Genomic DNA, 21,733 nt, shown 5'->3' with positions numbered 1-21,733 from the left:
GTTTTAAAAAAGAAAAGTAATCTTACCCTATGCCAATTGGGTCGAATCATCAATACTTTAGCTATATTATCTGTCAAACCCAATGATCGTGACACCACGAATCTCAAACAAACGTATACCGCCTGATCGAGACAGCTTGATGAACAACAATCATTCATTTCACGCCGAACACTACCCTCGCGACCTGATTGGCTACGGTGCGACCCCTCCTCAAGCGAATTGGCCTGGACGCGCAAAAATTGCAGTGCAATTTGTACTGAACTACGAGGAAGGTGCAGAAAATACTGTTTTGGATGGTGATCCGGGCTCGGAACGGTTTTTATCAGAGATCGTGGGAGCTGAAAGTTTTCCCGCTCGACATATGAGCATGGAGTCCATTTATGAATATGGCTCAAGAGTGGGAGCTTGGCGAATCTTAAGAGAATTTGAGCAAAGAAAACTTCCATTGACTGTTTTTGGCGTGGCTGTCGCGTTGAAGCGACACCCTGAACTGACAGCTGCTTTTCTCGAGCAAGGACATGAGATCGCCTGTCATGGCCTGCGCTGGTTGCACTACCAAAACATGGATATCGCCACTGAGCGTGCGCACTTGGAGGCCGCTACATCCATCATCAAAGACCTCACCAAAGGACAGTGGCCCCTTGGATGGTACACCGGGCGCGACAGCCCAAACACACGCCAGCTGGTCGTCGAGCACGGAGGCTACGAATACGACAGTGATTACTATGGTGATGATTTACCTTTTTGGACGCAAATCACCAAACATGACGGTACAAAGGTTCCACATCTCATCGTTCCTTACACTTTAGACACCAATGACATGCGTTTTGCAACGCCTCAGGGATTCAATACGGCGCAACATTTTTTCGAATATTTACGCGACAGTTTTGATGTTCTTTACGCGGAAGGTGATGAAAACCCCAAAATGCTGTCAATAGGCGTGCATTGCCGCCTACTCGGCCGTCCCGGTAGACTGATCGCACTACAGCGTTTTTTAGACCACATTGCGCGGCATGACAGAGTATGGGTATGCCGTCGAATCGATATCGCGCGTCATTGGAAAAATACACATCCTTTTGTGCGCAATTGACAGCAATGGCGTTGTCTGGATAGTTAAAAGATGTAATACTCGTCAAATAAGCTGGCTATTTGTCCAGTACCCATTCGGCTAACCTAGGAGAACGACCCATGACGCAAGCCCAAAACCATAGTGCTGACACTCAACCCGCAAACGCCGCCAACGTTTTAGTCAACGGCGCAAAAATGATCGGTGAAACAGTCCTACCTGGCGCAAGCCTTTTGCTTGACGGTAAGTTTGTAAACGGTGCTGTGCACACTGTTGCTGGTTTGGGTGCCCGTATCGCTCTGGGACCAATCGGTGTGGCCTTGATTTGCGCGGACTCCTTCTCTAAATCTGTGACAGACAAGAATCTGTGGGATCACGCTTCAGAAGCCTACAAAGAGCATTCTGAAAAACGTGCAGCCGCCAAAGCTGCCAAAGCAGAAGCGAAAGCCGAAGCCGCTCAGGCAGAAGTTGCTCACGCCGAGCCTGCTGCTGCTTAAGTTCAGCACACTACGTTCAAGAGCTTGTTGCTCTGAAGTTCCAAAAGCGGACATTCATTGTCCGCTTTTTCATTTATAACAATCTCCATGCAATCATTGAATGTCTAGTTCCAGAACAAACACCTTGATTGCGACAGACGAAGTCAAAGTCTGGTTCGTATCACCGAAAGTTTTCAGTCATTCATCCTCGTTTGAGAGGTTTCACGGTTGGTTGTCCCCGAATGAACTGGAAACTTATCGAAAATTTCGGTTCGAAAAAGATCAACATACCTATCTGATTGCGCACGCTTTACTGAGGGCGGCCCTGTCGCGCTGTTGCGCTGTCGAACCATCGAGATGGATGTTCCACACCAACGCATACCAAAAACCCTTTGTCTTGGAACCATCCGACTCAAGTGACCTGCACTTCAACTTGAGTCATACAGACGGTATGGTTGCCGTCGCCATCACACGGGCGGGACAAGTTGGCATCGATGTAGAAACCTTATCTCAGGACCAGATTGGAATAGAGATCGTTCAAGAGGTATTAAGTGAAGACGAATACCATGACTACCTCCTGCAACAACCACCTGACCAACATAAGAGACTTCTCCAGTACTGGACGCTCAAAGAGGCTTTTGTTAAAGCCACGGGATTAGGCATCACGGCGGGTCTCAAAAATCATGCCTTTGATCTTTCTGGTCATCCACATCCAAAAATACGATTTTTATCCACGTCAGACTTTTCCCCGTCTGATTGGCGCTTTTGGCAATACAACCTCACAACAGGTCACTTCTTAGCCGTTGCCTGCCAACAGGATGCCTCGCGAGAGATCACACCCAGTCTGGAGGAAGCCCTCTGGCTGCAAGAATTCTAGAAACTCGGTTAATGTAAGCATATTGAAAAATAATATTTCCAAGAGACGTTTTCCAGACATGCATACACAAACACTTGAGTTCAGAAGCGATAACTGTGGAAGAGTCGCCCCCGAAATCATTGAAGCCATTTCAAGGGCGAATCACGGCTCAGCGATTGGTTATGGCGCAGATGACCTGACTTTGCAACTCAACATGAGAGTGAGTGAAATTTTTGAGACACAGGTCAGAGTATTTCCGATCCCGACAGGCACAGGTGCGAATGCTCTGGCCCTCGCCTCGGTAGGTACCCCTTTTGGAGCGGTTTTTTGCAGCCCTGAGGCTCATATCAACACTTCCGAATGCAATGCCGTGGGTTTTTTTGGAAGCGGCCTGAAAGTTACACCTATTGATGGCATACATGGCAAAGTTTGTCCTGATTCACTCGAAAAAAATCTACATTCGGCGGGCTTTGGACAAGCCCATAAGAGTCAACCTGTTGCCGTGAATCTTGTTCAAGCCACTTATCTCGGTGCAGTCTATTCAGTCGCCGAAATTCAGCGTATCAGCGCGCTGGCCCGCGAAAAAAACCTCACTGTTCACATGGATGGCGCCCGTTTTGCGAATGCGCTTGCCTACCTTGGTTGCACGCCGGCAGAGATGACTTGGAAATCTGGCGTTGATATTCTTTCTCTTGGTGTCACCAAGAACGGCGGCTTGCTCAGTGATGCCATTGTTGTATTCAATCCTGCTGTTGCTGACAAAATCAATTTTCATCTTCGACGTGGTGGGATGATCTGGTCGAAAATGCGCTTTGCTTCCGCTCAGATTCTGGCCTATGTCGAAAACGACTTATGGTTGCGTTTGGCGAAGCAATCAAACTTAGCTGCACAACAACTCGCCGCAGGCATCAACAACATTCCAGGCGCACGTCTCATCGCCCCAGTGCAAGCCAACGAACTATTTGCCGAGATGCGTGCACAATCGCTTGATCAGCTCGCACAGCATGGCGTCCTTTTTTACAGAAGAGGTCCTGAACTGGCACGATTTGTCTGTCGTTGGGAGACGACTGAGGAAGAAGTTCAATCTCTACTTTCACTCATTGCACAACACGCCTGAATAGCTTCCCTTGATCCAGCGAAAAAATTATGAAAAATATCTTTCGTCATCTCTTGAGCCTGTCTTTTTTAATCATGGTTACCATGGTAAACACCGCTTCAGCATCAGGGCTGACGCTTGCACAATATCGTGAATGGAACAAAGATCCCATCAAGAAAGAAATGCTCAACACTTACACGGCTGGAATGGGACAAGGCATCACATTTGCGAACGTCTATAACAAGACTCAAAAAATACCCATGATTTTCTGCCCCCCCAACGAACTGCCTATTACGGGTGATCTAACCAACACGGTTCTTGCAAAATTCATTGCAAAAAATAGTTTCAAATCTACCGACGAGATTTCGATTATTTTGATATTCGCACTCAAAGATGCATACCCTTGCTGAGGTGACATCACGACTGATAGATTTGACCGTAGACAAATAAAAAGGACTCACTCTGAAAGAGTGAGTCCTTTTTTAAAACTGGTCGGAACGGAAGGATTCGAACCTTCGACCCCTTGCACCCCATGCAAGTGCGCTACCAGGCTGCGCTACGCCCCGAGAGACAAAGATTATAGCAGAGTCGGCGTAACACTCGAAAGCAAATCCTTGATGCCAAGGAGTTCGGTCCGCAAGGCATTCAGTTCTTGTGCAGTCAGACGAACAGCTGCATCGGGATCTTGCGGTGTTTCACGTCCTTCGCTTAATCGATTACGCGCACCACTTATCGTAAAGCCTTGTTCGTAGAGAAGCTCGCGAATCTTCCGGATCAACAGCACTTCGTGATGCTGATAATAACGACGGTTACCGCGCCTTTTAACAGGCTTGAGCTGAGTAAATTCCTGCTCCCAATAGCGCAGCACATGGGGCTTGACACCACACAAGTCACTCACCTCACCGATCGTGAAGTAACGCTTTGCGGGAATGGGAGGAAGCACAACGGACTTATCAGAAATAGTCATAACCCAGTCGAATTGCTAAATACAATTGCACCAGTGTATCGCTAACTGGCAGAAACAGGCTCACCTGGATGTTCTACAGCACCCTTCAGCTTTTGGCTCGCATGAAAAGTGACAACGCGCCTGGCTGCAATTGGAATTGTTTCACCCGTTTTGGGGTTACGACCTGGGCGAGGCGGTTTGTTTCGCACCTGGAAATTCCCAAAGCCTGACAGCTTGACGGACTCACCCCGTGCAAGCGCGTCACGGATTTCCTCAAAAAAAGTATCCACAATATCTTTTGCTTCGCGCTTATTCAGACCCACTCGATCGAACAACATTTCAGCGAGTTCAGCCTTGGTGAGCGTTCTTGGTTCTGTCATTTTTATCAACTGTCGAAAATTGGGTGGTTAACCAAGACTATCGTGGACGTGCTTGATGACCGACTTCGAGAGCTTCACGAATTTTGCCCATGCAAGCATCCACCCGTGCATCATCGAGAGTCACTTCATTGTCTTGCAACGACACCCTGAAAGCCAGACTCTTTTCACTGGAGTCACCCTTGGATGGATCTCTCCAAACGTCAAACAAACCGACATTCTGGACGACGCTCAATGAAGGGTCACGGTCAATCGTTGTTTGTATGGTATCCAATAAGGCCTGTACAGGCGTATCGGTAGAAACCCAAATAGCCAAATCACGCTGAACGAGAGGCTGTCTGGATAACTCCCTCACCTCGGGCATTGAAATCGCAGTCAACGCATCCAGGCGTACCTCGAGAAGCACCGGCGCACTCGCCAACTCCTGCTCCTGTACCCAGCGTGGATGCAACTCTCCGAGCCAGCCAATGTGTTTTCCATCAAACTCGATCGCTGCGCTTCGCCCAGGATGTAGGATAGGATGCTGCTGTACATTGAAGCGAAGAGAAGAAGCTTTGCCACCAAACAGCAACTCCAGGTCGTGCTTGACGTCATAGAAATCAACCCCTCGACCTGCCTCCCCCCACTGATCTTCTCGCACCGGTCCCCAGGCAGCAAGCGCAAGGTGCTGTGGCTGATCAATCCCGGCGACAGTTAAGGGACCGTCTTTGACGGACGCATTTTTCTTGAAAACGCGCCCAAGCTCAAACACACGGACACGCGATTGCTTACGGTTGGCGTTGTAGCGGATGTTTGCAATCAACCCTGGCAATAAAGAAGATCGCATGACCGCCAATTGACTGGCAATTGGATTGAGTAATCGGATGGGGTCCGTTTGTCCACACATGGACTCTTCCCAATTGGCTTCGACAAAAGAGAAATTAATCACCTCCTGGTAACCCAGCCCAGCAACCTGATTGCGAATCGTATGGGCAGAACGGAAAACCTCTGGGTGCATACGCATCCGAGCAGGAGTCATCGGCGGTAAAGCAGGTATATTTTCAAAACCAACGATTCGCGCGATCTCTTCGATCAAATCTTCTTCAATCTGGATGTCAAAACGATAAGAAGGCGGATCGACAGTAAATACGCCCTCTGAGACAGAATAGGCAAAGCCCAAGCGTGTAAAAGTCTGTTCGACATCTGCTTGACTGACGGTGATACCAAGAATGCGACAACAGCGATCCAGTCGCATGTTGACCGATGAACGTTTAGGTAAATTGATGTGTTGATCATCAATAGGACCCGCTTGACCACCACAGATATCAATAATTAAATTTGTAATAAAATCAATATGTTCTGGAATATTGTTAAAGTCAACTCCACGCTCAAAGCGGTGGCTGGCTTCGGAATTTAACTTGAGCTTTCTGGCACGTCCTGCAATGGCCTCTGGAAACCAGAACGCAGCCTCCAGGTAAATATTTTGGGTATCCAGAGATACCGCAACACCGAGCCCGCCCATAATGCCGGCCAAACTCTCAGGCAGACCACCACTGGCAATCACACCGAGAGTTTCATCCAGTTCGATCGTTTGCTCATTGAGCAGTGTCAGGGTCTCACCGCGACGCCCCCAACGGATTTCCATTTTGGGTTCTGCCAACTTGTCCAAATCGAACACATGGGTGGGACGACCAAGTTCGAGCATGACGTAATTGGAAATATCGACCAGTGCGGAAACTGAGCGCTGTCCAGCACGCTCAAGTCGCTCAATCATCCAGGCCGGGGTTGCCGCACGCGCGTTAACACCGCGAATGATTCGTCCGCCAAAACGACCGCATAGATCAGGCGCTAACACCTCAACTGGAAGCTTTTCGTCCAGAGTCACTTCGACGGGTGTCATCGCAGGCATGCATAATTCAGCACCTGTGAGCGCGGCGACTTCACGGGCGACACCCAGAATCGACAGACAGTCTGCTCTGTTAGGTGTCAGTTTCAGTGTGAACAGTGTGTCATCAAGATCCAACGCTTCGCGAAGACTCTCCCCGATCTGCGCACTCTCTGGCAAGACCAATAAACCACCATGGTCTTGAGACAAACCGAGTTCTCTTCCAGAACAAAGCATGCCTGAGGACTCGACCCCGCGCATTTTCGCTACGCCAATCGCAACTCCACCAGGAAGTGTTGCGCCAACCGTAGCCAAAGGCACTTTCAGGCCGGCCGCCGCATTCGGCGCACCACATACGATCTGGATCGGATCGCTGCCGCCAGCATCGACCATGCATACTCGAAGCTTATCCGCATTGGGATGCTGTTCAGCACTCAGAATCTGCGCAACAACGACACCCGAAAACTCGGGCGCAACGGGATTGGTTTCCTCGACCTCCAGACCAGCCATCGTCAATCGATGCGAAAGCTCTTCTGTGGAAATTGCTGGATTAACGAGGGCACGGAGCCAGGACTCAGGAAATTGCATGTTGAACCATCTCGGGTCTGAACTGTATTAATCGTTGAACTGGCGCAAGAAACGCAGGTCGCCTTCAAAGAACTGTCTGAGATCATTGACCCCGTACCGCAGCATGGTCAACCGCTCAAGGCCGGAGCCAAACGCAAATCCGATATAGCGCTCAGGATCAAGTCCAAAGTTCCGAACCACATCGGGATGCACCTGACCTGAACCGGAAATTTCCAGCCAGCGTCCTTTGTTTGGTCCCGAAGTAAACATCATGTCAATCTCGGCGGAAGGCTCTGTGAAGGGAAAAAATGATGGCCTGAAACGTAACTCGAGATCATCTGTCTCAAAGAAACAGCGAAGAAAATCTGTATAAACGCCTTTAAGGTCAGCGAAAGATATATTTTCATCAATCCATAAACCTTCGACCTGGTGAAACATGGGCGAATGTGTGGCGTCGCTATCGACCCGATATGTGCGACCCGGTGCGATCACTTTAATGGGCGGTTTATTCATCCGAGCGTAGCGCACCTGCATCGGGCTTGTGTGTGTGCGCAACAACAATGGCAAACCATTATCGTCTTTCATGTCGACATAAAAAGTGTCTTGCATTGAGCGAGCAGGATGGTTTTCAGGATTGTTGAGCGCGGTAAAGTTCGTCCAGTCGTTCTCAATTTCTGGGCCATCCGCCACATCAAAACCAATTGACTTGAAAATTTCTTCTACCCGCTGCCAGGTTCTGATCACGGGATGAATGCCTCCTGCGCCCATCCCGCGCCCTGGCAATGTGACATCAATCGTCTCTGCAGCAAGGCGTGCCTCGAGTTGAGCTTGCGCGAGAGCCGCTCTGCGGGCATTCAGCAAGGCTTCGATCTGCTGCTTGATCTGATTGATGCGCGCACCTTCTTCACGCTTGGCGTCAGCATCCAATTTTGCCAAACCTTTCATCATTTCGGTCAGGCTACCCTGCTTTCCCAAAAATCGCGCTTTAGCATTTTCAAGGGAAGCGGCATCGGTTGCTTGCGCAAATTGCTGTTGGGCCTGCTCAATCAGGTCATTGACTTTCTGAGTCATCGCTTGAGAACCTTAGAGAAACGAAGCTTAAAAATGCAAACGGAGCCAAATAGGCCCCGTTTACAGATACATCTGATCAGAGCTTAAGCAGCCAACGCTGATTTGACCTGATTGACCACGGCAGCAAAACCTGCCTTGTCATGAACAGCCATATCAGCCAAGACCTTGCGATCAAGCTCAATAGCAGCCTTTTTCAAGCCAGCAACAAAAACGCTGTAAGTCACGCCATGTTCACGGACTGCCGCGTTGATACGGGTAATCCAAAGAGCACGGAACGTACGCTTTTTGTTACGACGGTCGCGATAGGCATACTGGCCAGCACGCATAACCGCCTGTTTGGCGATACGAAATACATTACCACGGCGACCGCGATAACCTTTAGCTGCGGAAATAACTTTTTTGTGACGGGCACGGGCCGTTACACCACGTTTTACGCGAGGCATTGTTGATCTCCTATCAAGCGAAAGGCATCATGGCTTTAACTGAAGCCACGTTTGTTTTGTCGACCGCTGCAGAACCGCGCAACTGACGCTTGTTCTTGGTGGTTTTCTTGGTGAGGATGTGGCGTTTGAAGGCCTGACCCCGCTTGATCGATCCGCTGCCGCGAACCTGAAAGCGCTTTGCAGCACTTTTCTTGGTTTTCATCTTGGGCATATCAATTCCTGTTACTTGAACTTGTACCCTGCAGGTGCCCTGAAAATTGGCTTGGCGCGACGGCCAGACCCCGATATCCAGTTCTTGTTAACCCCAGCGTACTTTTGGAACTACATTTTTCCGGGATAGGTTTCCCAGGAAAGCCTTTGATTATATGACATATTTCTAATGTTTGCAGCCTGAAGGCGCTCACCACGCTCGCACCTCCTCAGCGCGGCTTGAAACGATATTGAAAAGCCTCAGCAAAATGCTTAGCATCGATTACGTGATGACCATCGAGATCCGCGATGGTCCGCGCGACTCGTCGAATACGTTGAATAGATCGAGCTGAGACAAAATAACGGTCAATCAGTCTCTCTAAGAGTAACTTTGCCTTTGAGTCTATTTTGCAATACACCTCCAACTGCGCATCGCTCAGCCGCGCATTCAAGCAAGCTTGTCGCGTTTGCTGCAAACGCCAAGCCTCTGACACTCTGCAACGAACTTGCTCCGAGCTTTCACCCACAGGCAAATCCGTCCACCTCTCTTTCTCCTGAGAGACTTGAATCTGCAAATCGATGCGATCAACCAACGGTCCCGAGACGCGCGACTGATAGGTGGCGACCTGTTCCAGCCTGCATTGACATACCCTTCGGGCATGACCGTGCCAGCCGCAAGGACAAGGGTTCATCGTCGCCAAAAGTTGAAAGTTTGCTGGAAAAGTCACTTTCATATTGGCGCGTGCGAGAGCGATTTCATGATTTTCTAATGGCTCGCGCAATGCTTCTCGCACCCTGCGATCAAATTCTGGCAGCTCGTCCAGAAACAAAACCCCTCTGTGCGCAAGCGAAACCTCGCCAGGCTTTGGTTTGATACCGCCACCGATGATCGCGGCAAGCGAGGCCGAATGATGGGGCGCACGAAAGGGACGCGCCAACGTCATAGATTGTGAAACGCCCGCAAAGGCTGCAATCGCGGCAACCTCCAGAGCTTCGTCTTCAGTCAGATTCGGAAGAATCCCAGGCAATCGCTTTGCGAGCATACTTTTACCAATGCCAGGTGTTCCAGAGAGTAATACGCTGTGACCACCCGCAGCTGCGAGTTCAAGCGCCCTACGCGCAAGCAGTTGACCTCGCACATCCGATAAACAAGGAAATTCTGCTTGTTGTTCGGTCATGCCAAAGGGCTTCACCGGGTGCAGAGGCGACACTCCATTTAAATGGGCCACAACCTCTGCAAGCGAATTCGCGCCCAGCACTTTGATCCCGGGCACATGAGAAGCTTCGACAGCATCCTGGCTAGGCACAAGCAAAGTTGCAGACCGATGTGTACGTGCCACAGACAAAGCAATCGCCAAAACGCCTCGAGTAGGCACCAGCGTACCGGTGAGAGAAAGCTCACCTGCCAGGACAAGACTCGCTAAAGCAGGCGCATCGCCTGAGGCTTCCTGTCTATGGCTAGCTGCCGGGATCGCCACCTGGCCTGAAACAAGCAAGACACCCACGGCAATCGGTAAATCAAAACGACCGGATTCTTTCGGGATGTCGGCGGGAGAAAGGTTGACGGTTAAGCGACCAAGAGGAAATTCAAAACCACTGCTCAAGATCGCCGCGCGCACGCGCTCACGACTTTCCCGTACCTCGGCATCCGCCAATCCAACGATGCCAAAACTCGGGAGGCCTCGCGCCAAATGAATTTCAACGCGAACGGATGGGGCATCAAAGCCCACAAGAGAACGACTCAATAAGACTGCAAGTGACATGGCTGGACCCAAACCATGCAGTATGAATTGGGTCTCACGCAAAATCATCGCATTGGAATAGATTGATCCAATGCGTGAAATACCCGGTGAAATCTAGTTTGGTTTTTCTGGACTTTCCAGGGCGGCAACCCGCGTCTCAAGAGCATGAAGTTGCTGTTCAAGCGCTTCGATCCGAAGCTGAGCCCGACTGAGCATGTCTGCCTGAACATCAAACTCTTCACGGGTCACAAGATCCATCTTGTTAAAAGCCTGACCCATGAATGCTTTCACATTACGTTCAATATCCGCGGCAGGACTCTTGGCGATCAGTTCGGAGACGTTTTTCTGAAACTCTTCGAACCAGGCATTAGGCTTGATCATGATGCTCTCCCATTTCTAATCATGACAGTTTAGAGCAGAACGAGCTTAAACCCTCAGGCACCAAAGTGGTGCGCATAAATATTTTTAGCACCAATTCTGCTCATTGATCCTTGCAATTGAATGCTGAAAGTCCTCATTACATTCAAACACCCGCTGGCACGGCTTTTGCTTAACCTCGTTACACCCTTTCAGCGAGGTAACAAACATGAAACTCATTATTGCCATTATCAAGCCGTTCAAACTTGACGAGGTCAGAGTCGCCCTGTCGACACTAGGCGTCCAAGGCCTCACGGTCACCGAAGTCAAAGGTTTCGGCAGACAAAAGGGACACACAGAATTGTATCGGGGCGCCGAGTATGCCGTCGACTTTTTACCAAAACTTCGTGTCGAAGCAGCGGTGTCGGATGGTTTGGTGGATCAAGCGATTGAAGTCATCGAACATGCCGCCCGCACTGGAAAGATAGGGGACGGAAAAATTTTCATTGCCCCGCTTGAGCAGGCAATCAGAATCCGAACAGGCGAAACCGGCGAAGCCGCACTCTAAATCAATTGAATCAACGGAGCATTAAAAATGGATAAAGCCGATATCGCATGGGTAGGAGTTTCCACCCTCCTCGTTCTTTTGATGGTCGTCCCCGGATTGGCCTTGTTCTACGGCGGACTGGTACGTTCAAAAAACGTACTTTCAGTCTTGATGCAAGTCATGTGCACGTTTGCTGTGGCAGTCTTGCTCTGGTTCGCTTATGGCTATTCATTGACGTTTACCGAGGGCAACGCTTTTGTGGGTGGCTTCTCCCGGTCTTTCTTCAGCGGAATGTTCAATCCCGATGACGGCAAGTATTCGATGACAGGATCCATACCTGAGTTTCTGTATGCCGCGTTCCAGGCCACCTTTGCTGGCATTACTTGTGCACTGATCGTGGGCGCCTTCGCAGAACGTGCCCGATTTTCGGCCGTACTGGTGTTCACCGTTTTGTGGTTTACGTTCGCCTACATTCCCGTCGCACACATGATCTGGTTCACGACAGACACTTCAAAAGGCTTGCTCGCTGCCAAAGGTGCGCTGGACTTTGCGGGTGGCACAGTCGTGCACATCAATGCCGGTATTGCAGCGCTTGTGGGTGCATTCGTGGTGGGTAAACGTCTTGGCTATGGCAAAGAGGCTATGCAACCGCACAATCTGCCAATGACCATGATGGGCGCTTCATTGCTATGGGTGGGCTGGTTTGGCTTTAATGCCGGTTCATCGCTGGCAGCGAACGAAGTCGCCGCCCTTGCGTTATTCAATACGTTGATCGCAACTGTTGGCGCCATACTGGCCTGGGTATTCACTGAATGGGCAATCAAAGGACGCCCATCCATGCTCGGCGCGGCCTCAGGTGCGATTGCAGGTTTGGTCGGCGTCACACCCGCGGCAGGTTTGGTGGGTCCCGTCGGTGCCCTGGTGATTGGTATCGCTGCAGGTGTCATTTGCGTATGGGGAGTCAACGGTCTCAAACGCATGCTGGGTGTGGATGACTCCCTCGATGTATTTGGCATTCATGGCGTAGGCGGTATCGTAGGCGGTCTGCTCGTGGGTATTTTCAATGCGAAAGCACTTGGCGGGCCAGGTCTTGATTCAATTGGTCTGATTGGCGGACAACTGCTCGTTCAGCTCGAAGGTATTGTCATCACCATCATCTGGTCTGGCGTCGTGGCCTATGTCGCATTCAAAATCGCAGATTTGATGTGCGGATTGCGTGTCAGTGAAGACATGGAGCGCGAAGGACTGGATATCACCACGCACGGTGAATCTGCCTACCATCGTTAATTTGAAAGTCTGATATGGAAATGCCGACTGTGATCACCTCACAGTCGGCATTTTTTTAAACTATTCTATTGAAGCACGTTAGGATCAATCGTACTGTGTCGATTCAACGCGGTCGCGACTTGTTGTCTTAACGCATTGGAATGACCACGTCTGATTTCTCGTTTGACATCCAGTAATTGCTGGGGGTGCATTGAAAAGTGTGTCAAACCAAGACCGAGTAACAAACGTGTCAACTTCGGGTCACCGGCCATCTCTCCACACACCGCAACAGGTATGCCCGCCCGAATGCCCGCGTTGATGGTGTTGGCGATCAGCTTGAGCACTGCAGGGTGAAGCGGATCGTAAAGTGCGGACACCTCATTGTCGGCTCGATCAATCGCCAGTGTGTACTGAATCAAGTCATTGGTGCCAATCGACAGAAAATCCAAAGCATCCGCAAAAGGATCGATCGCAATCGCCGTTGCGGGAATTTCAACCATACAACCGATCTGGACATGATCGGCATAGGGCTCACCGCGCTTGTCTAACTCTCTCTTGGCGGACTCAACCGCAGCTTTGGCCGCGATCACCTCATGCATGTGAGCCACCATAGGGATCAATATACGAACGGTGCCATGCGCAGACGCTCTTAAAATTGCTCTGAGCTGTGTCGCGAACAAATCAGGATGGGCCAAACAATAACGGATAGCCCGCAAGCCCAGCGCAGGATTCGTCGCCACCGTCGCTTCTCCGTCTAGGGCTTTATCAGCACCGACATCGAGAGTGCGAATCGTGACGGGTCGATGTTGCATCGCTTTCACCACCGCAGCATAGGCCTGATATTGCTCTTCCTCACCGGGGAGTTCCGTTCGACCAATAAATAAAAATTCGCTGCGAAACAACCCAATACCAGTCGCTCCGTTTGCCAGTGCCAGATCAACTTCATCCGGCAATTCAATATTTGCCTGCAAAGAAATGTTGATGCCATCCAGAGTTTCGGCGGGCACGTCTTTGAGAGCCGCCAACGTCATGCGGTCGTCTAAATAACGTTCCTGAAGCTTTTTGTACTGTTCGAGTGCCAACGAGGATGGGTTGACAATCAACGCCCCTTGAATGCCGTCGATAATGACCGTATCGCCATCTCGAAGCAAACTACGCGCATGACCCAGAGCCACTACCGCCGGCACAGACATACTGCGCGCCACGATCGCGGTGTGCGAGGTCGCACCACCCAGATCAGTGGCAAAACCCGCAAAACGGCCACCACGCAAACGAATCATGTCTGCGGGTGAAATATCATGCGCAATGACAATCAACGGCTCACCAGACTCACCGGCAAGATCCAGTGCACTGATGGCACGGGACCCCGCCAAAACGTGCAGAACGCGTTCAATCACATGTCTGACATCAGCGCCGCGTTCGCGCAAATAATCGTCCTCCATCGCGGCGAACTGCTCACCCAGGATTTGGCCTTGTGTTGTTAGAGCCCATTCGGCGTTGTAATGTTTGTTTTGAATCAGATTCAAAGCTTCATCAGCAAGCAATGGATCAGAGAGCAGCATGCCATGCACACTTAACAACGCAGCCAATTCGCGCGGTGCGTCCTCCGGCAAGGTCTCTACAAGCTCGAGCATCTCTTGGCGAGTGGTCTCGAGTGCCTTGCTCAATCGGGCTTGTTCTGCTTGAACAGCATCAGGGTGCACTCTGTAATGAGCGACCTCAAGTGCGGTAGCACCCATGACCAAAGCACGACCAATCGCATATCCTCGCGCTGCTCCCTGCCCATACAGGCAAACCATGGGAGCCGGACGCAAGTCGTCAGACTGGTTATTCGCCTTCGCCGAATTTATCATCGAACAGTTTTTGAATAGCGTCGAGTGCTTGATCGGCATCACTGCCGTTCGCTTCAACTTTAACAGTGGTTCGAATACCCGCAGCTAACATCATGACGCCCATGATGCTTTTAGCATTCACGCGTTGCGCGCCCTTGGAGATGAAGATTTCGCTACTGAACTTACCAGCAAGCTGGGTGAGCTTGGCCGCAGCACGCGCATGCAAGCCAAGCTTGTTGGACACGACGATATCGAGATCAGGCATATCGAAAGAATAAGGAAATAAGGTTGGCTCGCGCAGATAACATCAGTCTACACGCAAGACAGCCTGTGTGGCGCCAATAAGTGCCTTCTCGATCACAACATCCAATGCTGCATTGCGATAATTGATAGCTTTGAGCAACATTGAGGCATTGACGCCACCTAAAACGTGACTCGATACACCCTGAGAATGCAAAAGCTTTGACGCTGCAACCGCGATGTTCGAGGGCGTTGCACCGGGCAAGTCAGTCAAAATTAATGCGCCCTGTCCTTGAGCACTTTCAAAGATTGAGGCCGCGAGCCTGGGTGCAGAATCCGAAGCACATTCATCGGGCTCAACATCAAAGGCTTGAATATGTGGATCACAACCCAGAACATGCCAGACGCAGGCCTTTAAAGCTGAAGCGAGTGGCGCATGCGCCACGATAAAAATGACGGTCATCGCTTAAACAGCCCGCTCGACGGCAGACTCCAAAGCCTCGACGAAACGAGCACCTACGTCAAACCCAGTCTGCTGCGTGATTTCAACGAAGCAGGTCGGACTCGTCACGTTGATCTCCGTTACATATTGACCGATCACATCCAGTCCGACAAGTAGCAAACCTCTTTTGCTCAGTTGGGGGGCGATTTCACGCGCGATTTCCCAGTCTCTCGCAGATAGAGGTTGAGCCACTCCACGTCCACCTGCCGCCAAATTTCCTCTGGTTTCACCGGCAAGCGGTATACGTGCCAGACAATAAGGCACGGGTTCGCCACCGATCAGCAAAATACGTTTATCGCCCTGGGAAATTTCTGGAATGTAACGCTGCGCCATGATGGAACGCTGTCCATCGTGGGTGAGAGACTCCAGAATCGCGTTCAGGTTGGGTTCGTTGACTGAAAGTTTAAAGATGCCCGTGCCACCCATACCATCAAGGGGCTTGACGATCACATCACGATGCTCTGCGTGAAAAGCCTTGATGCGGGCCATATCGCGCGTGACTAGCGTGGGAGTCGTAAATTGAGCGAACTCAGTGATAGCGAGCTTTTCAGGATGATTTCGAATGGCCGAACCACTATTGAAAATACGGGCGCCTTGCGACTGCGCATAATCAAACATGTGCGTGATGTAAACATACTCCATATCGAAAGGAGGATCTTTACGCATCAGAACTGCCGAAAAGTCTCGCAAAGGCGTATCGACAGCATCACCGACCTGCGTCCACCATTCAGAAGCATGCAAGTCCGCGCCCGTGACCAATCCGATAGGCTGGGCACGAGCAAAAACCTGACCACTCTCGATGAACACATCGCCCTGCAAGGCAACACTGAGTGAATGACCGCGAGCAACGAGTGCTTGCATCATTGCAACAGAGCTGTCCTTGTAGGCGTTTAAGCTTGGAAGTGGATCCAGTACAAACAGGACATGCATGGTTTTAGGCTGCGGCTTCTTTGGTGGCGGTTTTCTTGCGAGGTGCAAGCACCATCACCATTTGACGACCTTCCAGCTTGGGCATGGCTTCAACAACAGCCATATCTGTCAAGTCATCGCGAACTCGCTCCAGAACACGCATGCCAAGTTCCTGGTGCGCCATTTCGCGACCGCGGAAACGTAGCGTGACTTTCGCTTTATCACCTTCATCGAGAAAGCGCTTGAGGTTACGAAGCTTGACCTGATAGTCACCCTCATCCGTGGCAGGACGAAACTTGACCTCTTTGACCTGAATGATTTTTTGCTTGGCACGCGCTTCGGCCAAACGCTTTTGTTCTTGGTATTTGAACTTGCCGTAATCCATCAAGCGGCAAACTGGCGGATCAGCATTTGGTGCGATCTCAACCAAATCGATTTCACTTTCTTCAGCCATGCGAATGGCATCAAAAGTTTTCACAATACCGAGCTGCTCGCCCTCTATGCCTAATAAACGCACCTCGGGAACTCGAATTTCACCATTGATGCGGTGGGGTTTTTCTGTTGCGATGTTGACGACTCCTAGTAGTTAGGCCGACTGCGTTGCAGGCGAACCGGAATTGCGGCGACAAGCCACGTCTTCGTTTAGCAGTGAAGCGAATTGAGCTGCGGGCATGACTCCAAGCTCGACCCCACCACGTCCACGTACAGCTACAGTCCCTGCCTGGCGCTCTTTTTCACCAACCACCAAGATATAGGGAACCTTTTGTAGACTGTGTTCACGGATTTTATAGGTAATTTTTTCACTGCGACAATCTGATTCTACTCTAAAGCCTTGTTTTTTCAGGCTTTGTGTGATTTCTGCCGCATAATCTGCCGCATGTTCAGATATACAGCATACAACCGCCTGAACAGGAGCAAGCCAAGCGGGCATCGCACCGGCATGATTTTCGATCAACATACCGATAAAACGCTCGAAAGAACCCAGGATCGCACGGTGCAACATCACGGGCGCACGGCGCTGGTCAGAGGCGTCTACAAACTCGGCACCCAAGCGCTGGGGCATTGAAAAGTCGACCTGTATCGTTCCGCACTGCCAGTGTCTTCCAATCGCGTCTTTCAGTGTGTATTCAATCTTGGGGCCATAAAAAGCCCCCTCACCCGGAGAAACTTCGAAGACGCAACCCGTCCGCTTGAGACTTTCCATCAGTGCGGTTTCTGCCTTGTCCCAGACCTCGTCACTACCAATTCTCTTTTCGGGACGCGTCGCGACCTTGTAAAGAACCTCGGTGAAACCGAAATCAGCATAGACTTTTTGCAAGAGGGCCGTGAATGCTGCGCACTCATCCTGCAATTGGTCTTCCGTGCAAAAAATATGACCATCGTCCTGGGTAAAGCCACGGACACGCATCATGCCGTGTAGCGATCCGGAAGGCTCATTCCGATGGCACTGCCCAAACTCGCCATAACGCAATGGCAGGTCACGGTAAGAATGCAACCCTGAATTAAATATTTGCACATGGCCGGGACAATTCATGGGCTTGAGACCATACACGCGGTTCTCTGATTCCGTCGTGAACATGTTCTCGCGGTAGTTGTCCCAGTGTCCGGTCTTTTTCCACAGAGAGATATCAAGAATCTGAGGCGCCTTGACCTCCTGATAACCATTGTCACGATACACGGCGCGCATGTATTGCTCAACTTGTTGCCAGATCGCCCACCCCTTGGGATGCCAGAAGATCAGGCCTGGCCCCTCTTCTTGAAAATGGAATAAATCAAGATCTCGACCGATCTTGCGATGATCGCGGCGCTCGGCTTCTTCAAGCATGTGCAGGTATGCGTCCTGGTCCTCTTTGGTCGCCCAAGCCGTGCCATAAATACGCTGCAACATTTCATTGTTGCTGTCGCCACGCCAATACGCGCCAGCGACTTTCATGAGTTTGAAAACCTTTAGTTTTCCGGTGCTCGGCACATGAGGACCGCGGCACAGATCGATAAAGTCCCCTTCGCGATACAGACTAATCGTTTCATTGCCCGGTATGGCACCAATAATCTCGGCTTTGTAGGTCTCGCCGATACCTTTGAAATAGGCGACAGCGTCATCGCGCAGCCATTCTTCGCGTGTCACGACTTCATCTTTTTTGGCAAGCTCCGCCATTTTCTTTTCAATGGCAACCAAGTCTTCGGGCGTGAAGGGGCGTTTATAGGAAAAATCGTAATAAAAACCGTTGTCAATCACCGGACCGATTGTGACTTGTGCCTCTGGAAAAAGCGATTTAACCGCATAGGCTAACAAATGAGCCGTCGAATGACGGATCAGGTCAAGACCATCGGTATCCTTGGCCGTGATAATGGCAAGCTGGGTGTCGCTTTCAAGACGATGCGTCGTGTCAACAAGACGGCTCTGGCCGTCTTTCGTGATCCGTCCACCCAAGGCGGCACGCGCCAGACCTGCGCCAATCGATTGAGCCACCTCGGCAACCGTAACCGGTCCGGGGTATTGACGCTGCGACCCGTCGGGGAGCGTTATTGAGAGCATCAGCACTAATCCTGTAACAAAGCGACAAAGGGCAAGTTTACCATTTCAACGATTATTCAATTAACACTCAGGCAGAGTTCTGCTATCGTGAAATCAACATTATTTCAACAAAACCAAGAGACAAAATCATGAAATTCACCCCTCCTAGGATTGTGCTTCGTTTGTTATGGCTGTTGTGCTTAGTGCCCATGGCGCTGAGTGCCCAAAACTACCCATCGAGGCCGATCACTATCGTTGTGCCGTACGGACCAGGAAGTGGCAATGACATGATTGCCCGAGAAGTCGCCCAGCAACTGACTCAGATCATGAAAACAACGGTTCTGGTTGAAAACAAAGCCGGAGCAACAGGCAACATCGCAACAGACTATGTTGCTCAAGCCAAGCCCGACGGTTATACGATTTTCCTGACCAGTACAAGCGGCATTATTAATCAAGTGACCAATCCGGCTGTCAAAACGGATCTTTCGAAAGATTTCGAGTCCATTGCGTTTGCAGCCAGTCTGCCATATGTGGTTGCCGTTCCTCCAAGCCTGCCCGCAAAATCATTGCAAGATATTGTCAGTCTTGCCAAAGCCTCACCTGGAAAGCTGAATTACAACGGCCCCTCAGGCAGCGTCTCTGACTATCTTGGATCCAAACTGAAGGCCTCTAACAATCTTGACATGGTCATGATTCCTTACAAAAGCACCTCTGATGCACAAGTCGATGTGCTGGCAGGACGTATTCAAGTGTGGTTTACAACCGCCGCCTCTGCGGTCGGTTTGGCAAAAGGCGAGAAAATTCGTGTACTAGCGGTCACTGGTGACAAACGACTGGCTGCGCTACCAGACGTGCCCACAGTCAAGGAAGCGGGTATTCCGGATATGTTTACTGAAGTTTCCTTTTTCTTTGTTGCGCCAGCGGGCACGCCTAAAGATGCCATCGAGAAACTGGGTCAAAGTATCGACATCGCACTACAAAGCAAAGAAGTTGAAAGTCGACTGGCCAATATGTCCGTGCAAGTCAAAAAAGGTTCAGCAAAAGAGGTCCATACACACATTAAAGACGAAATGGCTAAATGGTCCAAAATCGCTGGTGGTGTGAAAAATTAAAACCCTCAACTTTGACAAGATCTCAACACAACGTACTCAACTGGACAGAAATCATGGATGGATGGCGTGCTCGACTGGGTTTCTTACTACCCCCTGGAAACCCCAACGTAGAACCTGAATTATTTTCACTTAAACCTGACGGTGTCTCCGTACATTTCGCTCGGATGATTGCGCGTGGCACACCCGGCGCACACGATGGCCAGGACCAGCGGACTCGTTCACAGCTTGACCATATCGACGAACCAACGGAAATGCTTGCTCTCATTCGTCCTCAGGTGATAGCCATGGCGCATACAGCTTCGAGTTACATGCTGGGACGTGCCGGTGAAGCCGAGCTGACAGCCAGACTCGAAAAACAATATCACGTTCGTTTTACCTCAGCGTTCGCAAGTGTGATTGCAGCGATGAATCATCTGGGGGTGAAAAGAGTCGCACTCGGAACACCCTACGCAGAGGCGCAAACGCTTGCAGGTCAAGCCGCGCTTGAAAGCTATGGCATGAAAGTTGTCAACGTCAGACGACTCGAAAACGTCAGGAATATCTATGAAGAAACGCCAGAGCGGGCATACTCGCTTGCCCGCGCCGCCGATTGTGCGCAGGCCGAGGTCGTTTTTCTGAGCGGGGTTGGAATGCCAACCGTCGAGGTACTGGACGCACTCGAGCGTGATCTTGGCAAGCCTGTGATTTCCAGTGTTGCGGCAATGATGTGGCACTGCTTGAAAATATCAGGCGTTGAACCGTTCGTTCCAGGTTATGGCAGCTTACTTGGAAAAAATTAGGTTTTTGGCTGCCGGAAAAGTGCGTGCATCGCTCAACGCATGGATCGTTGCGATGCTGATGAGCGTATTGAACCAGGCAAGCGCTGCGCCTGATGACGCATTGAGTTGCTTGGCTAAAACCTACCCAGACCATTTGACACTCCCTACAGGGGATCTTGTAATCGTGAGTCACGCGGGGCAGAGATATCCCTACGAATCAGAAACATTATTTAAAAACATTGAAGATGAACTAGACCGCGCCGACCTCTTCAGTCAATTGCGACAAAGGTATCAAAGAGGGTCTCTAGCCAGAGCGCCGCAAAACAACGAAGACCCGGGGCGCCTTCGTCACATGCCCCTCTTTCTTGATATGTATGGCAAAACATCGTCCGAAGTCATCAAAAAGCTGGTGAACATACACTGGGCTCCCTGCAATTGTCAGTTCCAGTTTTCAAGCGTGAACGGTGCAGCCCGCGCGCTGGAAACAGTTGGCAAAGAAATCCATTCTGCAGGGCTTTCGCATTACATGAATCAAGGTATCGGCACTTTTAATTGGCGCAAAATTGCTGGCACCAACCGATTAAGCATGCATGCATTGGGCATTGCCATCGATTTCAAATTACCCTCCTCGCTTGGACGTTACTGGCGATGGGATCATCCCTCAGGCAGTCAACATCGAACGTTCCCAATCGAAATCCTGCGCGATGAAGGTCTCAACCGCATTGTGGATATCTTTGAGGCAAACGGATTTATTTGGGGCGGTAAATGGTGGCACTATGACAGTATCCATTTTGAATACCGGCCAGAGCTGGCGCTCCATGATTGTTTCGCCGAAGACGAAAATCAATAAAACGTAAAATTAAAATAGCTCGGGCGGCTCTACATCATTAACGGGGGACAACGGTATTCATTAAACTTGTTTTTGCGAAGAAACATTTTTAATGGAGATCATACCGATGTCCCACATCGATTCTATCCTAGGACTGCCTGGATTAGCCATTG

24 protein-coding genes and 1 tRNA gene are annotated in these 21,733 nt (G+C 50.5%); 10 read left to right on the top strand and 15 right to left on the bottom strand.

The window, feature by feature from the left end; all coding sequences use genetic code 11:
- The first annotated feature begins 139 nt into the window (after positions 1 to 139).
- The 5 genes from puuE (at position 140) to QWY30_RS07135 (ending at position 3,904) form a co-directional block, all read left to right on the top strand.
- Positions 140 to 1,090: an allantoinase PuuE gene (gene puuE, locus QWY30_RS07155; protein WP_290239602.1), complete on the top strand. Its 951-nt coding sequence runs from the start codon at positions 140 to 142 to the stop codon at positions 1,088 to 1,090.
- A gap of 98 nt (positions 1,091 to 1,188) precedes the next feature.
- Positions 1,189 to 1,563, top strand: coding sequence for a DUF6072 family protein (locus QWY30_RS07150; protein WP_290239601.1), 375 nt, complete (start codon positions 1,189 to 1,191; stop codon positions 1,561 to 1,563).
- 100 nt (positions 1,564 to 1,663) lie between these two features.
- Positions 1,664 to 2,419: a 4'-phosphopantetheinyl transferase family protein gene (locus QWY30_RS07145; RefSeq protein WP_290239598.1), complete on the top strand. Its 756-nt coding sequence runs from the start codon at positions 1,664 to 1,666 to the stop codon at positions 2,417 to 2,419.
- A 58-nt stretch (positions 2,420 to 2,477) separates the two neighbouring features.
- On the top strand, positions 2,478 to 3,515 hold the full coding sequence (locus QWY30_RS07140) for a threonine aldolase family protein (RefSeq protein ID WP_290239595.1): 1,038 nt from the start codon (positions 2,478 to 2,480) through the stop codon (positions 3,513 to 3,515).
- Between the two features lie 29 nt (positions 3,516 to 3,544).
- Positions 3,545 to 3,904 (top strand): hypothetical protein, encoded by a 360-nt coding sequence (locus QWY30_RS07135; protein ID WP_290239593.1) that lies wholly within the window; start codon positions 3,545 to 3,547, stop codon positions 3,902 to 3,904.
- Positions 3,905 to 3,983: 79 nt separating this feature from the next.
- Here QWY30_RS07135 and QWY30_RS07130 read toward each other — a convergent pair.
- The 9 genes from QWY30_RS07130 to QWY30_RS07090 form a co-directional block, all read right to left on the bottom strand.
- Positions 3,984 to 4,060 (bottom strand) — tRNA-Pro (locus QWY30_RS07130).
- Positions 4,061 to 4,071: 11 nt separating this feature from the next.
- The gene (locus tag QWY30_RS07125) at positions 4,072 to 4,461 is read right to left on the bottom strand and encodes a MerR family transcriptional regulator (RefSeq protein WP_290239590.1); all 390 of its coding nucleotides are present in this window, start codon (positions 4,459 to 4,461) and stop codon (positions 4,072 to 4,074) included.
- 41 nt (positions 4,462 to 4,502) lie between these two features.
- Positions 4,503 to 4,820 (bottom strand): integration host factor subunit alpha, encoded by a 318-nt coding sequence (locus QWY30_RS07120; RefSeq protein ID WP_290239588.1) that lies wholly within the window; start codon positions 4,818 to 4,820, stop codon positions 4,503 to 4,505.
- A gap of 37 nt (positions 4,821 to 4,857) precedes the next feature.
- Complete coding sequence (gene pheT / locus QWY30_RS07115; RefSeq protein WP_290239586.1) at positions 4,858 to 7,269, bottom strand: phenylalanine--tRNA ligase subunit beta; 2,412 nt, start codon at positions 7,267 to 7,269, stop codon at positions 4,858 to 4,860.
- A 27-nt stretch (positions 7,270 to 7,296) separates the two neighbouring features.
- Positions 7,297 to 8,319 carry a phenylalanine--tRNA ligase subunit alpha gene (gene pheS, locus QWY30_RS07110; RefSeq protein ID WP_290239583.1) on the bottom strand — a complete coding sequence of 341 codons (1,023 nt, stop codon included), beginning with the start codon at positions 8,317 to 8,319 and terminating at the stop codon, positions 7,297 to 7,299.
- An 83-nt stretch (positions 8,320 to 8,402) separates the two neighbouring features.
- The gene (rplT, locus tag QWY30_RS07105) at positions 8,403 to 8,762 is read right to left on the bottom strand and encodes a 50S ribosomal protein L20 (RefSeq protein ID WP_259659573.1); all 360 of its coding nucleotides are present in this window, start codon (positions 8,760 to 8,762) and stop codon (positions 8,403 to 8,405) included.
- 13 nt (positions 8,763 to 8,775) lie between these two features.
- Positions 8,776 to 8,973 (bottom strand): 50S ribosomal protein L35, encoded by a 198-nt coding sequence (gene rpmI / locus QWY30_RS07100; RefSeq protein WP_259659572.1) that lies wholly within the window; start codon positions 8,971 to 8,973, stop codon positions 8,776 to 8,778.
- A 208-nt stretch (positions 8,974 to 9,181) separates the two neighbouring features.
- Positions 9,182 to 10,714 carry a YifB family Mg chelatase-like AAA ATPase gene (locus QWY30_RS07095; RefSeq protein ID WP_290239580.1) on the bottom strand — a complete coding sequence of 511 codons (1,533 nt, stop codon included), beginning with the start codon at positions 10,712 to 10,714 and terminating at the stop codon, positions 9,182 to 9,184.
- Between the two features lie 93 nt (positions 10,715 to 10,807).
- Positions 10,808 to 11,074 (bottom strand): accessory factor UbiK family protein, encoded by a 267-nt coding sequence (locus QWY30_RS07090; protein WP_290239578.1) that lies wholly within the window; start codon positions 11,072 to 11,074, stop codon positions 10,808 to 10,810.
- A gap of 205 nt (positions 11,075 to 11,279) precedes the next feature.
- Here QWY30_RS07090 and QWY30_RS07085 point away from each other — a divergent pair, with 205 nt between their 5' ends.
- Positions 11,280 to 11,618, top strand: a complete 339-nt coding sequence (locus QWY30_RS07085; RefSeq protein ID WP_290239576.1) for a P-II family nitrogen regulator — start codon at positions 11,280 to 11,282, stop codon at positions 11,616 to 11,618.
- A 27-nt stretch (positions 11,619 to 11,645) separates the two neighbouring features.
- The gene (gene amt, locus QWY30_RS07080; RefSeq protein WP_290239574.1) at positions 11,646 to 12,884 is read left to right on the top strand and encodes an ammonium transporter; all 1,239 of its coding nucleotides are present in this window, start codon (positions 11,646 to 11,648) and stop codon (positions 12,882 to 12,884) included.
- A gap of 65 nt (positions 12,885 to 12,949) precedes the next feature.
- Here amt and ptsP read toward each other — a convergent pair whose 3' ends face one another.
- The 6 genes from ptsP to thrS are packed head-to-tail and all read right to left on the bottom strand — an operon-like array spanning position 12,950 to position 18,882.
- Positions 12,950 to 14,662, bottom strand: coding sequence for a phosphoenolpyruvate--protein phosphotransferase (ptsP, locus tag QWY30_RS07075; RefSeq protein ID WP_290240082.1), 1,713 nt, complete (start codon positions 14,660 to 14,662; stop codon positions 12,950 to 12,952).
- A gap of 28 nt (positions 14,663 to 14,690) precedes the next feature.
- On the bottom strand, positions 14,691 to 14,960 hold the full coding sequence (locus QWY30_RS07070; protein ID WP_290239571.1) for an HPr family phosphocarrier protein: 270 nt from the start codon (positions 14,958 to 14,960) through the stop codon (positions 14,691 to 14,693).
- Positions 14,961 to 15,002: 42 nt separating this feature from the next.
- Entirely contained in the window at positions 15,003 to 15,398 is a 396-nt protein-coding gene (locus tag QWY30_RS07065; protein ID WP_290239569.1) for a PTS sugar transporter subunit IIA, read from the bottom strand.
- 3 nt (positions 15,399 to 15,401) lie between these two features.
- On the bottom strand, positions 15,402 to 16,367 hold the full coding sequence (gshB, locus tag QWY30_RS07060; protein ID WP_290239567.1) for a glutathione synthase: 966 nt from the start codon (positions 16,365 to 16,367) through the stop codon (positions 15,402 to 15,404).
- A gap of 4 nt (positions 16,368 to 16,371) precedes the next feature.
- The gene (gene infC / locus QWY30_RS07055; RefSeq protein ID WP_290240080.1) at positions 16,372 to 16,914 is read right to left on the bottom strand and encodes a translation initiation factor IF-3; all 543 of its coding nucleotides are present in this window, start codon (positions 16,912 to 16,914) and stop codon (positions 16,372 to 16,374) included.
- An 18-nt stretch (positions 16,915 to 16,932) separates the two neighbouring features.
- A complete protein-coding gene (thrS, locus tag QWY30_RS07050; RefSeq protein ID WP_290239564.1) occupies positions 16,933 to 18,882 on the bottom strand; it encodes a threonine--tRNA ligase in 1,950 nt (649 codons plus the stop codon).
- Between the two features lie 128 nt (positions 18,883 to 19,010).
- Between thrS and QWY30_RS07045 the strand changes: the two genes are divergently transcribed.
- The 3 genes from QWY30_RS07045 (at position 19,011) to QWY30_RS07035 (ending at position 21,581) form a co-directional block, all read left to right on the top strand.
- Positions 19,011 to 19,973 carry a Bug family tripartite tricarboxylate transporter substrate binding protein gene (locus tag QWY30_RS07045; RefSeq protein WP_290239563.1) on the top strand — a complete coding sequence of 321 codons (963 nt, stop codon included), beginning with the start codon at positions 19,011 to 19,013 and terminating at the stop codon, positions 19,971 to 19,973.
- Positions 19,974 to 20,026: 53 nt separating this feature from the next.
- Complete coding sequence (locus tag QWY30_RS07040) at positions 20,027 to 20,752, top strand: maleate cis-trans isomerase family protein (protein ID WP_290239561.1); 726 nt, start codon at positions 20,027 to 20,029, stop codon at positions 20,750 to 20,752.
- 109 nt (positions 20,753 to 20,861) lie between these two features.
- Positions 20,862 to 21,581, top strand: coding sequence for a M15 family metallopeptidase (locus QWY30_RS07035; RefSeq protein WP_290239559.1), 720 nt, complete (start codon positions 20,862 to 20,864; stop codon positions 21,579 to 21,581).
- The last annotated feature ends 152 nt before the right edge of the window (positions 21,582 to 21,733 follow it).

This window comes from Zwartia panacis (genome assembly GCF_030410395.1).
GTDB classification, from domain to species: Bacteria; Pseudomonadota; Gammaproteobacteria; order Burkholderiales; family Burkholderiaceae_B; genus Zwartia; species Zwartia panacis.
This window is presented reverse-complemented; position numbering and strand designations above follow the sequence as displayed.

What these genes read in the sequence shown, in the direction of transcription:
- QWY30_RS07065 (WP_290239569.1), bottom strand. Translation starts at nt 15,398, where the DNA reads ATGACCGTCATTTTTATCGTGGCGCATGCGCCACTCGCTTCAGCTTTA.
- QWY30_RS07070 (WP_290239571.1), bottom strand. Translation starts at nt 14,960, where the DNA reads ATGCCTGATCTCGATATCGTCGTGTCCAACAAGCTTGGCTTGCATGCG.
- rplT (WP_259659573.1), bottom strand. Translation starts at nt 8,762, where the DNA reads ATGCCTCGCGTAAAACGTGGTGTAACGGCCCGTGCCCGTCACAAAAAA.
- QWY30_RS07045 (WP_290239563.1), top strand. Translation starts at nt 19,011, where the DNA reads ATGAAATTCACCCCTCCTAGGATTGTGCTTCGTTTGTTATGGCTGTTG.
- gshB (WP_290239567.1), bottom strand. Translation starts at nt 16,367, where the DNA reads ATGCATGTCCTGTTTGTACTGGATCCACTTCCAAGCTTAAACGCCTAC.
- QWY30_RS07085 (WP_290239576.1), top strand. Translation starts at nt 11,280, where the DNA reads ATGAAACTCATTATTGCCATTATCAAGCCGTTCAAACTTGACGAGGTC.
- thrS (WP_290239564.1), bottom strand. Translation starts at nt 18,882, where the DNA reads ATGCTCTCAATAACGCTCCCCGACGGGTCGCAGCGTCAATACCCCGGA.
- QWY30_RS07090 (WP_290239578.1), bottom strand. Translation starts at nt 11,074, where the DNA reads ATGATCAAGCCTAATGCCTGGTTCGAAGAGTTTCAGAAAAACGTCTCC.
- QWY30_RS07040 (WP_290239561.1), top strand. Translation starts at nt 20,027, where the DNA reads ATGGATGGATGGCGTGCTCGACTGGGTTTCTTACTACCCCCTGGAAAC.
- pheT (WP_290239586.1), bottom strand. Translation starts at nt 7,269, where the DNA reads ATGCAATTTCCTGAGTCCTGGCTCCGTGCCCTCGTTAATCCAGCAATT.
- QWY30_RS07125 (WP_290239590.1), bottom strand. Translation starts at nt 4,461, where the DNA reads ATGACTATTTCTGATAAGTCCGTTGTGCTTCCTCCCATTCCCGCAAAG.
- puuE (WP_290239602.1), top strand. Translation starts at nt 140, where the DNA reads ATGAACAACAATCATTCATTTCACGCCGAACACTACCCTCGCGACCTG.
- QWY30_RS07145 (WP_290239598.1), top strand. Translation starts at nt 1,664, where the DNA reads ATGTCTAGTTCCAGAACAAACACCTTGATTGCGACAGACGAAGTCAAA.
- QWY30_RS07140 (WP_290239595.1), top strand. Translation starts at nt 2,478, where the DNA reads ATGCATACACAAACACTTGAGTTCAGAAGCGATAACTGTGGAAGAGTC.
- rpmI (WP_259659572.1), bottom strand. Translation starts at nt 8,973, where the DNA reads ATGCCCAAGATGAAAACCAAGAAAAGTGCTGCAAAGCGCTTTCAGGTT.
- QWY30_RS07135 (WP_290239593.1), top strand. Translation starts at nt 3,545, where the DNA reads ATGAAAAATATCTTTCGTCATCTCTTGAGCCTGTCTTTTTTAATCATG.
- QWY30_RS07120 (WP_290239588.1), bottom strand. Translation starts at nt 4,820, where the DNA reads ATGACAGAACCAAGAACGCTCACCAAGGCTGAACTCGCTGAAATGTTG.
- pheS (WP_290239583.1), bottom strand. Translation starts at nt 8,319, where the DNA reads ATGACTCAGAAAGTCAATGACCTGATTGAGCAGGCCCAACAGCAATTT.
- amt (WP_290239574.1), top strand. Translation starts at nt 11,646, where the DNA reads ATGGATAAAGCCGATATCGCATGGGTAGGAGTTTCCACCCTCCTCGTT.
- ptsP (WP_290240082.1), bottom strand. Translation starts at nt 14,662, where the DNA reads ATGGTTTGCCTGTATGGGCAGGGAGCAGCGCGAGGATATGCGATTGGT.
- QWY30_RS07150 (WP_290239601.1), top strand. Translation starts at nt 1,189, where the DNA reads ATGACGCAAGCCCAAAACCATAGTGCTGACACTCAACCCGCAAACGCC.
- QWY30_RS07095 (WP_290239580.1), bottom strand. Translation starts at nt 10,714, where the DNA reads ATGTCACTTGCAGTCTTATTGAGTCGTTCTCTTGTGGGCTTTGATGCC.